The sequence below is a fragment of the Olivibacter sp. EAT-5 genome (genome assembly GCF_044784325.1).
GTDB classification, from domain to species: domain Bacteria; phylum Bacteroidota; class Bacteroidia; order Sphingobacteriales; family Sphingobacteriaceae; genus Olivibacter; species Olivibacter oleidegradans.
Genome location: NZ_CP173028.1, coordinates 4,951,790 through 4,963,768, shown reverse-complemented (window position 1 = coordinate 4,963,768; position 11,979 = coordinate 4,951,790). Strand labels below are relative to the sequence as shown.

At 39.5% G+C, this 11,979-nt stretch carries 11 protein-coding genes; 6 read left to right on the top strand and 5 right to left on the bottom strand.

All coding sequences use genetic code 11. The annotated features are described in order from the left end of the window. The first annotated feature begins 12 nt into the window (after positions 1-12). A complete protein-coding gene (locus tag ACH11B_RS20745) occupies positions 13-1,362 on the top strand; it encodes an MFS transporter (RefSeq protein WP_013667149.1) in 1,350 nt (449 codons plus the stop codon). A gap of 29 nt (positions 1,363-1,391) precedes the next feature. Here ACH11B_RS20745 and ACH11B_RS20740 read toward each other — a convergent pair whose 3' ends face one another. Beyond that, the gene (locus ACH11B_RS20740; RefSeq protein WP_013667148.1) at positions 1,392-1,997 is read right to left on the bottom strand and encodes a riboflavin synthase; all 606 of its coding nucleotides are present in this window, start codon (positions 1,995-1,997) and stop codon (positions 1,392-1,394) included. 344 nt (positions 1,998-2,341) lie between these two features. Here ACH11B_RS20740 and ACH11B_RS20735 point away from each other — a divergent pair, with 344 nt between their 5' ends. Beyond that, entirely contained in the window at positions 2,342-3,196 is an 855-nt protein-coding gene (locus ACH11B_RS20735; RefSeq protein WP_013667147.1) for an N-acetylglucosamine kinase, read from the top strand. A 55-nt stretch (positions 3,197-3,251) separates the two neighbouring features. On the opposite strand, the gene ACH11B_RS20730 is transcribed toward ACH11B_RS20735, so the two are convergent. Beyond that, positions 3,252-3,947: an NrtR DNA-binding winged helix domain-containing protein gene (locus ACH11B_RS20730; protein WP_013667146.1), complete on the bottom strand. Its 696-nt coding sequence runs from the start codon at positions 3,945-3,947 to the stop codon at positions 3,252-3,254. Between the two features lie 402 nt (positions 3,948-4,349). Here ACH11B_RS20730 and pfkA point away from each other — a divergent pair, with 402 nt between their 5' ends. Genes pfkA through gap form a run of 3 tightly spaced genes read left to right on the top strand, consistent with a single transcriptional unit; the run spans position 4,350 to position 7,195 of the window. Further along, positions 4,350-5,336: a 6-phosphofructokinase gene (pfkA, locus tag ACH11B_RS20725; RefSeq protein ID WP_130855837.1), complete on the top strand. Its 987-nt coding sequence runs from the start codon at positions 4,350-4,352 to the stop codon at positions 5,334-5,336. Between the two features lie 9 nt (positions 5,337-5,345). Continuing rightward, positions 5,346-6,194, top strand: coding sequence for a hypothetical protein (locus tag ACH11B_RS20720; protein ID WP_130855838.1), 849 nt, complete (start codon positions 5,346-5,348; stop codon positions 6,192-6,194). A gap of 5 nt (positions 6,195-6,199) precedes the next feature. Further along, positions 6,200-7,195, top strand: coding sequence for a type I glyceraldehyde-3-phosphate dehydrogenase (gap, locus tag ACH11B_RS20715; protein WP_013667143.1), 996 nt, complete (start codon positions 6,200-6,202; stop codon positions 7,193-7,195). Positions 7,196-7,253: 58 nt separating this feature from the next. Here gap and ACH11B_RS20710 read toward each other — a convergent pair whose 3' ends face one another. Together ACH11B_RS20710 and ACH11B_RS20705 are read right to left on the bottom strand one after the other, a co-directional pair. After that, complete coding sequence (locus ACH11B_RS20710) at positions 7,254-7,973, bottom strand: copper homeostasis protein CutC (RefSeq protein ID WP_130855839.1); 720 nt, start codon at positions 7,971-7,973, stop codon at positions 7,254-7,256. 77 nt (positions 7,974-8,050) lie between these two features. Beyond that, the gene (locus ACH11B_RS20705; RefSeq protein WP_013667141.1) at positions 8,051-9,070 is read right to left on the bottom strand and encodes a N(4)-(beta-N-acetylglucosaminyl)-L-asparaginase; all 1,020 of its coding nucleotides are present in this window, start codon (positions 9,068-9,070) and stop codon (positions 8,051-8,053) included. A 186-nt stretch (positions 9,071-9,256) separates the two neighbouring features. On the opposite strand from ACH11B_RS20705, the gene ACH11B_RS20700 reads away from it, so the two are divergent. Continuing rightward, the gene (locus ACH11B_RS20700) at positions 9,257-10,447 is read left to right on the top strand and encodes an NlpC/P60 family protein (RefSeq protein ID WP_377608784.1); all 1,191 of its coding nucleotides are present in this window, start codon (positions 9,257-9,259) and stop codon (positions 10,445-10,447) included. 38 nt (positions 10,448-10,485) lie between these two features. Here the strand turns inward: ACH11B_RS20700 and ACH11B_RS20695 are convergent, their stop codons facing one another. Next, positions 10,486-11,973 carry a M14 family zinc carboxypeptidase gene (locus tag ACH11B_RS20695; RefSeq protein WP_289553206.1) on the bottom strand — a complete coding sequence of 496 codons (1,488 nt, stop codon included), beginning with the start codon at positions 11,971-11,973 and terminating at the stop codon, positions 10,486-10,488. Positions 11,974-11,979: the final 6 nt, after the last annotated feature.

Sequence of the window (11,979 nt, the reverse complement as noted above, 5' to 3'; positions counted from 1 at the left end):
CGTTACCCTAGCATGAATCAACTAACTAAACCACGTCTCAGCACTTTGCAAGTATTTAATATGAGCTTAGGCTTCTTAGGAATCCAAATAGGTTTTGCGCTTCAGAACGGAAACGCTTCCAGAATATTGCAAACCTTTGGTGCTGATGTCGAACATTTGTCTTTATTCTGGTTAGCCGCACCTTTAACCGGCATGATTGTGCAACCACTCGTAGGGCATTACAGCGATCGGACGTGGGGCAGGCTCGGCAGAAGGCGTCCTTACTTTCTAACCGGGGCGTTATTAACGGCTATTGCCCTATTATTGATGCCAAACGCCGCGGTTTTAACAACAATTCTACCTCCATTGATAATAGGAGCGGGTATGTTAATGGTCATGGATGCTTCCATCAATGTGACGATGGAACCGTTCAGGGCGTTGGTTGCCGATAATTTGCCCAATGAGCAAAGGAGTAAAGGCTTTTCTGTGCAAAGTTTTCTTATTGGAGTCGGCGCAGTTGTTGGTTCCTGGTTACCCTATGTGTTAGCAGAGTTCTTGGGTGTTTCTAAATTAGCAGCGGAAGGGCATCTTCCCGACAATGTAGTCTTTTCGTTCTATATAGGTGCTTTCATCCTGATGATGAGCGTAATGTGGACGGTGGTGACGACAAAGGAGTATACGCCGGCAGAACTGAATGCCTTCGAAAAATCCGAGAATAGAACTACTATCAATCAGAAAAACATAAGAGGTTTAACGGCTATTCTGAACGATTTAAAACAGATGCCAAAAGCAATGAAACAATTGGGCCTTGTACAATTTTTCTCTTGGTTTGCATTATTCTCTATGTGGGTTTTTAGTACACCTGCAATAGCAGAACATGTTTATAGTGTTAAAGTAGGAGATTCGTCCTCAATCGATTTTGCAAATGCCAGCAATTGGGTTGGTGTGTTATTCGGTATTTACAATGCAGTTTCAGCCCTTTATGCTTTAGTTTTACCAAGAATAGCTAAATATTTCGGACAGAGCGCTACCCATGCCATATCACTTTCGTTGGGAGGATTCGCTTTGTTGTCTATTTTTTTTATCCGCGATCCGTACCTTTTGACCCTGCCCATGCTGGGTATCGGTATTGCGTGGGCGAGCATTTTGGCTATGCCTTATGCCATTCTTTCTGCAAATTTACCAGCTAATAAAATGGGTGTATATATGGGTATTTTTAACATCTTTATCACTTTTCCACAGATTATAAACGGCCTTTGTATCGGTTATATCATAAAGTATGTGTTTAATGGAAAGGCCGTTTATGCACTTATATTGGCAGGTTTTTTTATGTTGTTTGCCGCTATTTCGGTATTAAAGATTAAAGGTAATGCACAAGATTAAGTACCTAAAAGGCACCTATCATAGGCTATTCATTCAGACGCGGTTATTCTCCCTAATGACACTAAACGCGTTACGTATTTTCCAATAATATCAAATTCCAGGTTAACCCGATCACCGACTTTTACCATATGCATAGATGTATGCTCAAACGTATAGGGTATGATTGCTACCGAAAACCTATCTTCTTTTGAATCCACTACGGTTAAGCTTATTCCATTTACCGCTATGGAGCCCTTTTCTACTGTGATATTTCCGACAGAAGGATCATATTGAAAGGTATATATCCAGCTCCCAAGCTCATCCTTAATTTGGATACAAGTGGCGGTTTGGTCTACATGCCCTTGAACGATATGTCCGTCTAAACGACTTCCAACTAATGTACACCGCTCCAAATTTAATTTGTCACCTTCTTTTACTTCATCAAAATTGCTTTTTGTTAACGTTTCCTGAATAGCAGTTACGGTGTGACGGCCAGGACTAAGAGCCACCACCGTAAGGCACACCCCGTTATGAGATACACTTTGATCTATCTTTAAATCATCTGAAATATCGGAAGCTATCGTTAGATGCAAGTTTGTGTCCTCTCGTTTTATATTTTTTACAATTCCTAATGTTTCGATAATGCCTGTAAACATGTTTCCGGTTTTTTTAACAAAGGTACATTTCCATTTGATATCCTAAAACAATTCGGTGTCATGAAGTAGCTAATTGTAAAAAGTACACTATATATTAGCATAAATATTGGGATACAAAAACAAGTTTTTAAGTACTATTAAAGCTGTTTTTATACCAATTGTATAAACGGTATAATAAAATTGTGTATTAATTTTTCTGTATTTACTTGTAATAATATCCTGAAAGGTGTATTTTGTGCCACGATTTTCAGGTTTTGCAGCGTATTTTGTTTTTGAACGCTTGCTTGAGAGAAATTTTTTAAATTAGAAAATGATATAAATCAATATTAACTAAAACCAATAACATGATCATTATTGCAGATGGCGGTTCAACCAAAACGAATTGGTGCCTGATCAATGACTCCGGTAAAAAAATCTATTTTAACACTGAAGGGTATAATCCTTATTTTGTATCGAGCGATTACATTGTAAGTTCTTTGAAAAAGGGGCTTCCAAAAGATTTGCCGTTCAGTGAAGTAAGAGAGGTCAACTATTACGGTGCGGGGGTTCACAACGAAGAAAAAGCGGCTATTGTTGCAATGGCTATCAAACAAGTATTTAGTCGATCGGAAGTATTTGTAGGACACGATTTGTTAGCAGCTGCCAGGGCTTTGTTAAAAGACAAAGCTGGATTTGCTGCCATTTTAGGAACAGGAACCAATACCTGTATTTATGATGGAAAAGACATCGTTCAGAATATTGATTCTGCAGCCTATATATTGGGTGATGAGGGCAGCGGATGCTATATTGGAAAAAAACTTTTAACAGATTATGTACGTGGCTACATGCCAAGTGATGTAAGAGAAGTTTTTTGGGAAACATTTAAGCTTACGCCGGATGATGTAATGGACGCTGTTTACACCAAGCCACTGGCGAATCGATTCTGCGCGAGCTTTAGTAAGTTCGTTTACGATATCATGATCAATATCGAATATTCACGAGGATTGGTAAAGAGCTCTTTTGAAGATTTCTTTAAGAATTTAGTTGTTCATTATCCTGACTATCAAAAATATTCATTTAACTGTATCGGCTCCGTAGCTTATAACTTCCGGAATGTCTTGGAGGAGACGGCACATGAGTTTGGTATGGAGTTTGGCAGAATTGTTCGGTCACCGATCGATGACCTGGTGAAGTTTCATCAAGAGAAAATTAATGCTTAGTTAAACTTGGCATAGTCTATAAAAAGTAAAGGGTTTCTAAAGACCCTTTACTTTTTTAAGAAAAGTTCAACTCATTTTTAAAGATCTTATTGTATTTTCGCTTATCAAATTTGTACAGTTTGGCGGCACGATAGGAAACCCCTTTTTGCTTTTCATCCAATTCTTTTAAGACATTGTATTTAAGCATCTTCTTTCTGAAATTTCTTTTATCTAGTTTTTTGTCCCAAATAGCTTCATACAGTTGTTGCAATTGGGTAAGCGTGAATTTTTCAGGAAGCAGTTCAAAAGCTATCGGACTGTGACTGACTTTACGCCGTATTTTTTCTATGCTTTTTTCTATTATATTTCGGTGGTCGAAAGCAAGTTCAGGCAGGTTGTTAAGGGGGTGCCACTGCGCTTTTCTCACGTAGTTGGTGGACGGCTTCAGATTGAGGTTGACAGCTTCCAATCGCAACATAGCATAGTATGCCACCGTTATGATTCTTCCTTGAGGGTGTCTTTTTAGGTCACCGAAGGTATAGAGCTGTTCCATATATATTCCCTTTAACCCCGTGTGTTCCAGTAAAATACGTTTAACTGCATCATCGATCGTTTCATTGTGTTCAACAAAAAAACCCGGAAGTCCCCACCAATCTTTGAAAGGATATTCATTTCTTTCAATTAAAAGGACTTTCAGCTCACCTTCGTTAAAACCAAAAATAACACAGTCAGCCGTAAATATAGATTGTAGATGTGGTAAGTTTGATTGCAAAATTCTGTTTTTTAAGGTTCAATTAAATATCCAATTCTCAGTTCCATAGACGCCCATAAAATTGAGCAATTGATTGCTAATTTCAAAACGTTAGGTACTTTAGGCAAATAAACTCAAAATTATGGAAGAAAACTATAAAAGCAAAAAACTTATCCACTTCCGCTACGTTTTTAGTATTTTTAGAATGTTCGTAACGAAAGAATAAAAGCTGATGCGAAAAAGTAAAAAAAAATACAAATAAATAGCAATAGTGTAAGAAATACACCTTATATTCGTGCTTTGATGTGAAGTGAAGCAACCTAATACGCACGCTAACGCTATATTTTAATGAGCAATGCGGATGTGTTTCTTCAATTCATAATGAAAGTTAAATTCAAGTGAAACCTATATAGATTATTTACAGTGGACAATTCAATCAAACGTATAGGCGTATTTACTTCAGGGGGAGATGCTCCAGGGATGAACGCATGTATTCGGGCGGTAGTTCGTACCGCCATTTATGAAGGCAAAAAAGTAAGTGGTATATTGCATGGATATCAAGGAATGATCGATGGGAATATCATCGATATGAATAGTCGTTCGGTCAGTAATATTCTTCAACTGGGAGGTACTATTTTAAAAACAGCACGTTGCTTGGACTTTAGAACACCTGAAGGACGTAAAAAGGCCTATGATAATATAAGAGCACAGGGAATTGATGCTTTGGTAGCTATTGGAGGAGATGGAACTTTTACCGGGGCCGAAGTGTTCTCCAGGGAGTATGATATTCCGGTTGTTGGCGTACCAGGTACTATAGACAATGATTTATACGGATCCGACTTTACCTTGGGATATGATACAGCTAACAACACGGTGATTGATGCAATAGATAAGATCCGTGATACAGCGGCTTCTCATGATCGTTTGTTTTTTATTGAGGTAATGGGACGCGATTCGGGCTGCATTGCCTTAAACTGCGGTATTGCAGGAGGTGCTGAGGCCATTTTGTTACCTGAGAAGGAAACAGGTATTGACGAGCTTATTCAAAAATTGGAAAATGCTGCGAAAGACAAGAAAACTTCTACCATTGTAATTGTTGCTGAAGGTGATAAAAATGGAGGGGCATATAATGTAGCTAAAAGGGTTCAGGAAAAGTTCGATTTTTATGATACCAAAGTTACCATATTAGGCCATTTGCAAAGGGGCGGCTCTCCGAGCAGCTTTGACCGTGTATTGGCCAGCCGGCTGGGCTTTGCAGCCGTTAAAAGGCTATTAAGAGGTGAGACAAGGATAATGGTTGGTTTGCGGGGAAATGATATTGTGACAACCCCTTTGGAGGTTGCGCTCCGAAGCAAGGAATTTAAATTAGCCGATGATATGATCGAAATGATGAATGTTTTAGCGATTTAGTCAATTAAGATGATTGCCGTAGTGTACAGTGGTTCGAGATTTGCTGATTGGCGATTAGCCGATAAGGGTAAGGTTGTTGCCGGGTTTAAAACTATGGGTATTAATCCTTATCATAATGATGAGCGGTACATAAGCCAGGTTTTGAACAAGAACAACAGTCTGATAAACTACGCTGAAAAAATAAAGAAGATTTATTTCTTCGGTGCAGGTGCCTCTTCTGATGAGCGTAAGGAGACGGTTTACAATGCCTTTAAGGAATTTTTCCGCTATAGCAAAGTGCTTGTTGAGCACGATATGCTGGCAGCTGCCCTCGCTACGGGAGGCAATGAGCAGGCGCTTGTAGGGATATTAGGCAGTGGCTCCAATGCTGCCTATTATGATGGCAAAAGAATTTACGAGACTAACTACGGGCTAGGCTATATTTTGGCAGACGAGGGTTCGGCAAATTGGATGGGCAGATATCTTCTGCGAAATTATTTATCCGAAACTTTACCCATTGATCTCGAGAATAAGTTCACCAGCTATTATCCTCTTGATCGGAAGCAAATTATGGATAAAGTTTACAGGAATCCAAATGCTGCATTATTTCTAAGCTCCTTTGCCGACTTTGTTGCAGAACAAAAAAGTCATGAATTCGTTCATAATATGGTGATGGAGGGTTTCAATTTATTGTTTGAAACGTATTTTGTTCCGTTGAAAGAGCGGTATCATTATCCGAAAATAAATTTTACCGGAAGTGTGGCTGCCGGTTATGAGCCCTGGTTAAGGCAAGTAGCTAATAATCATGGCATGGAAGTGGGAGTGGTTATCAAAGAGCCGATTCAGAATCTTTTAAATTATTATTTAAATAAAAATTAGTTAAAATGAAAATTGGAATTAATGGATTTGGACGTATAGGACGTCTTGCATTTAGGGCTGCTATAAACCGTGAAGGTATAGAAGTTGTTGGTATCAACGATTTAGTTGATCCGGAATACATGGCCTATATGTTAAAATACGATTCTACACATGGTCGTTTTGATGGAACGGTAGAGGCAAAAGATGGAAATTTAATCGTTAATGGAAAAACTATTCGTGTAACAGCCGAAAAAGATCCTGCAAATTTGAAATGGGGAGATGTAGGCGCCGAGGTAATTGTTGAATCAACAGGTTTGTTCCTAACGCAAGAAACTGCTCAAAAACATATTGATGCCGGTGCTAAGAAAGTGGTAATGTCAGCTCCCGCTAAAGACGACACGCCTACATTTGTCATGGGTGTAAATCATAAAGAACTAAGACCTGATCAACATATCGTTTCAAACGCGTCTTGTACTACCAATTGTTTGGCTCCGCTTGTAAAAGTGTTGCACGACAAATGGGGAATCGTTGAAGGTTTGATGAGCACCGTACATGCTGTAACAGCTACCCAAAAAACGGTGGATGGCCCTTCCGTAAAAGACTGGAGAGGAGGACGTGGTGCTTATCAGAATATCATCCCTTCTTCAACAGGTGCTGCTAAGGCGGTAGGCTTGGTTATCCCTTCAATCAAAGGTAAATTAACGGGTATGTCTTTCCGCGTTCCTGTTCCTGATGTATCGGTAGTGGATTTAACAGCTCGTTTAGAGAAACCAGCTACATACGAAGAAATTAAGCAAGCTTTCAAAGACGCATCAGAGGGCGAATTAAAAGGTATTCTAGGATACACTGAAGATGACGTTGTTTCAGAAGACTTTAAAGGGGATGCAAGAACCTCTATTTTCGATGCAAAAGCAGGTATTGCTTTGAACGATAATTTTGTAAAAGTCGTTTCCTGGTACGATAATGAATGGGGATATTCCAATAAACTGATCGACTTGGTTCAGGAAATTGGCAAATTGTAAAATTGTTAAGTAGTTAAGTAGGTAAATAGTTAAATCAACTATATGCCTACTTAACGTTTTAGCTATTTAACATCGCTACTATCTTCCTAATTTTATGCTCATTACTTACCTCGATCGTATCGCCCATATTGGTTATTGCCATGTTGTGATAGATCATTTTACTTGGAATAGGTTCTTTTGCTGATGTATGGAATTCTTTAGCATTGGTCGATTTTTTTAATTCTGTAATGTTTTGTTCATTAATGCCCGAACCAGGCATAATGACGATTCTATCACCTGCCTTTTCAACTAAGGTCTTTAAGAATGCAGTTCCTTCTGTCGCAGTATTTTCCATACCCGATGTCAATATACGTTCGCAGCCACATTCTATAATATCTTCTAGCGCTTTTAAACCATCATTGCTGCAGTCGAAGGCGCGATGGAAGGTAACACCCATTGGAGAGGCTAGTTTAACCAATTCTTTCGTTCGCTCGATGTCTACATTCCCATCTTGATCTAGTAGACCAATCACTATACCATCGCAGCCAAGCTGTTTGCATATAGCGATATCTTCTTTCATGACGGTAAATTCATCATCAGAATAAAAGAAGTCTCCTGCACGTGGTCTAACCAGTACATATACCTTTATTTTAAGCAGCTTGCGAACGCTTTTTATGGTTCCATAGGAAGGTGTTGTTCCGCCTTCATTTAAATTCTCACAAAGCTCGATGCGTTGGGCACCGCCAAGTTGCGCGGACAAAGCGGATGCAAGTGAGTTTGCACATATTTCGAGTGTCATATGTAGTTGTTGGTTATTAGTCATCAGTTGTTGGCGGAAGAAGCTAGGCTTCAAAACTCATAACACGAAAACGTTATTTAGTATATACTTTTCCCTTTAATAAGTAAGTCTTGTTGTTCTTCATTACACACGGCAAACGAAAATCCTTGTTGTAGGGCATAGGCGCCATATTCACCTTGCTTATTCATGGCTAAGAAGCCAACTTGGATTTCCTTCGCTTTCGCGGGTTTTTTCTTTACAATGCGCTGAACGGCTTCCTTGCAGGCATCTTCCGGTGAATAACCTTGGCGCATTAATTCAACAACCAGAAAGCTTCCAACGGTTCTGACCACTTCTTCACCCACGCCCGTAGAAGTAGCAGCACCTATTTCGTTATCTACATACAAGCCGGCGCCAATAATGGGACTGTCACCCACCCGGCCATGCATTTTAAAAGCCATTCCACTTGTGGTGCAGGCACCGCTAAGGTTGCCACGGTTATCCAAAGCTAGCATACCAATTGTGTCGTGATTATATTGATTACCTGGTAATTTATTTGGCGAAAAATGCTGATTTTCAATATTCATAATCGGCTTGTACTCAGCTTTTTTTAACCATTCTTTCCAAGCTTTCTCTGATTCTTTTGTCAAAAGGTTTTCCTTCTTAAAACCGTTTTCCAATGCAAATTGAAGCGCACCATCACCTGCAAGCATTACATGTGGAGTCTTTTCCATTACCAACCTGGCGACTGAAATGGCGTGTGTAATATGCTCCATAGCTAACACGGCCCCGCAATTGCCATTCTCATCCATAATGCATGCGTCTAATGTCACGTGTCCATCGCGATCAGGATAACCGCCTTTGCCAACGGTAACATTTTTAAGATCGGCTTCCGGCACTTTTACACCAGCTTCGACGGCATCTAATGCACGTCCTCCTTCTTTTAATATTTGCCATGCAGCTTGATTGGCTGCAATCCCAAAATCCCAGGTGGAGATGACAATAGGCTTGGAAGATTTTGCGGAAAACGAGAGTGGATGTCCATATGTTTCGTTCTTAATTCCCAAGGCAACAGTTCCGATAATGCCTTGACGAATGAACTTTCTTCGATTGATCATTCTAGTTTATTTATATCGATGCAAACATAAAAAAACTCTTTAGAAAAACGGCAAGTAAGTGACATGCAAAAGAAATCGTTGCGCAAAATGCGTTATTTTGCATTTTTATATAAAAATTATGCAAAGATAATTTGCTCTTCTTGACATATACGTTAATTTAGTACCCAATACCTCCATCTGAATTATATGAAAAGGATCACAATTCTTGTTCTATTCGCTTTAGGGCTTTGTTCGCGGTTAAATGCACAGCAGAATTTGCCCCTAGAAGAAAGAATTGTACACTTAATAGAGCTCACACGCAGTAAATATGCATTGGATAAAAGGACAGTTGTTTTTGAAGCTTATACCGATTCTTTAGGAAGATGTGTACTTGAAACGAGCAGCAATGTAGCAGCCGCCTATTTTCGTGAACAATACCAAACTGCCAATATAAACCAGCCTTTGTTCATTAATACTTTGCCGGACGCGGCGCTGGAAGATACTACTTTCGGTGTAATAAATGTTTCTGTAGGTAATATGCGTACGTTCCCCAAAAACGCTGCGGAAATGGCCAGTCAAGCACTGCTCGGTTGGCCTGTTGATGTATTGAGAAAGAAGGAGGGGTACTATCTAGTGCGAACGATCGATAGTTATATTAGCTGGCTAGATGAAGCGGCTATTTCGTTAAAAACAAAACCTGAAATAGATGATTGGAATAGAAAGGAAAAAGTAATAGTTGTAGGCGACTACGGGCATGTCTACAGTGATCTGGATAAAAGGTCTTTACGAGTTTCTGATATAGTGATGGGAAATATATTGGTAAAAGAGGGTGAGTTCGAGGATTTTTTTAAAGTCATTTTTCCCGACGGCAGACGTGGTTATATCGATAAAGCAATAGCGCTGGATTATGAAGATTGGAGACACGGGCTTAACCCGTCAGCAGATGCAGTTCTGGGAATTGCAAAAACAATGATTGGTGTGCCTTATCTATGGGGAGGAACATCGATAAAAGGAGTTGATTGCAGTGGATTTACAAAGACAGCCTATTTAATGAATGGTTTTATCATTCCGAGAGACGCTTCACAACAAGTCTTAGTAGGAGAGCCCATTAATATTTTAACGAATGATAAACTTGATTTATCCAAAGCACTTAACAATTTAAAACCAGGCGATCTCCTATTTTTTGCTGGAGGAAAGCATAGAAGCGCAAATGCCAAGGTAACCCATGTGGCATTATATATAGGCAATGGCAGCTTCATCCACGCCGCAGGCAAGGTGAGGATCAACAGTATGGTGCCCGGAGCCTCCAATTATGATGATTTTGAAAGTCGAACGGTAGTAGCAGCGCGTCGCTATTTAGCAAACCGGGAAATAGAGGGCATAAAGAAGGTGAAATAGTTCGATTGACACCTCGTTTCTTCCAGTCTGTTTCCTCATTATTGAATATAATTTTTAAAGTTTTCATCCAGCTCTTTCGACAAGTCAACCAAATAACCATTTACAATGGCATACTTAGGTTCATCCTCTTTAGCAAGAAAAAAATTCGCCTGACTTCCTAGCGTTGGACTGTTGCCATAAATTGTTCCGTTACCGGTTAAAAGAAGCGGCCATTTATAGTGTTTATTATTCGCTACGTTTTTAACTTGAACAGCAATGTAACCTGCTCGCAATAATCCGATAACCTTTTCCTTTGTGAGTTCGTTGAGATGATTTATTGCTGTCGGATACAATTTCCCTTTCATAAAACTAAGCCCTTTCGCATCCAACTCCTCATAGCCATAACTATCTTTCAGGTCACCTACATCGTCAATTCTACCTCGTATATAAAATGCACTGTCCGGTGCATTCAATTCGTCTCTTTTAATCGCTAGATCAATCGGATAGGTTACCGAGTCTCGTTCAGCTTGGATATTCCTTATTAATAGATCACATAGTTTAGTCGCATTTTCAGGAATATCTTGATAAGCCTTTTGTTCATACTGGGTATAACTTTCTTGTGCGATCTCAATCAAGGCGTTTAAAATAATCAAAAAGTTTAGCTTTCGGATATATTGCTTTTCGGGATCATTCTTATAACCTCCCGATTCGATGAGCACCGTGCTGGCTCCCCATTTCTGAAAATTGTCGCCGAAACCGCGGGGTTCATGTGTGTCATCGTATTTAGCCACACCATTGGGGATGTATTGCTGTAAGATTTTATTCATTCCCACAATAAGTTGCATCGCTCGGCCCCTTACATCATTAATGTCTTTTTCATGATTATAAGCTGGTGCCAAGAACGATATTGTCGCTGGATTTGGCGTGCCCGGAACGTTGTAATAAATATGTTGATCATGCAAATTAAAGCCGAATGCCGGTTTGTTAACTTCGGCAGCATGTTTTAGTATGCGAGCCTCCGGGCTCGCGGTTTCGCGGGCATCTCGATTTAAATCGATGTCCAACGCATTTCTGCGGTTAAAAATTTGAGCACCATCGGGATTGATCATGGGTAGAAAGTACAATGTTGTTTCTTTGTTTAGCAGATTTCGAACGGAATCAAATTGGTCATTTCTACCCTCCAAAAAATTAAAGAGATCAAATAGCGCCATGGTAGCGGTACTTTCGTTACCGTGCATTTGTGACCATAGCATCACTCGTTTATTTCCTGAGCCATATTTCAGCTGATAAAGCGTTCTTTTTTGTACGGATTGGCCTAACTTACTTATTTCAAAAAGCTTACTCTCTCCTCGTTTTAATATCAAAGGCTCTATATCTGCGTGTTTAAATCGACGATGCGTAAGATCTTTTTCTTTAAAAGTTTCAAAAGCAGTTGCTAACATAGCGGTATCGGGACTATAGTTTTTTTTGTTGTTAAAGCTGGATTTTTCGCGCTGACAGGCGCTTATTGTAAGTAAAGCAAAGAATACGATTTTAATTAACTTCATATTGCA

Bases quoted from the DNA above. Each gene is read 5' to 3' on its own strand.
- ACH11B_RS20695 (WP_289553206.1), bottom strand. From the start codon at position 11,973: ATGAAGTTAATTAAAATCGTATTCTTTGCTTTACTTACAATAAGCGCC.
- ACH11B_RS20705 (WP_013667141.1), bottom strand. From the start codon at position 9,070: ATGATCAATCGAAGAAAGTTCATTCGTCAAGGCATTATCGGAACTGTT.
- ACH11B_RS20745 (WP_013667149.1), top strand. From the start codon at position 13: ATGAATCAACTAACTAAACCACGTCTCAGCACTTTGCAAGTATTTAAT.
- ACH11B_RS20700 (WP_377608784.1), top strand. From the start codon at position 9,257: ATGAAAAGGATCACAATTCTTGTTCTATTCGCTTTAGGGCTTTGTTCG.
- ACH11B_RS20710 (WP_130855839.1), bottom strand. From the start codon at position 7,973: ATGACACTCGAAATATGTGCAAACTCACTTGCATCCGCTTTGTCCGCG.
- ACH11B_RS20735 (WP_013667147.1), top strand. From the start codon at position 2,342: ATGATCATTATTGCAGATGGCGGTTCAACCAAAACGAATTGGTGCCTG.
- gap (WP_013667143.1), top strand. From the start codon at position 6,200: ATGAAAATTGGAATTAATGGATTTGGACGTATAGGACGTCTTGCATTT.
- ACH11B_RS20740 (WP_013667148.1), bottom strand. From the start codon at position 1,997: ATGTTTACAGGCATTATCGAAACATTAGGAATTGTAAAAAATATAAAA.
- ACH11B_RS20720 (WP_130855838.1), top strand. From the start codon at position 5,346: ATGATTGCCGTAGTGTACAGTGGTTCGAGATTTGCTGATTGGCGATTA.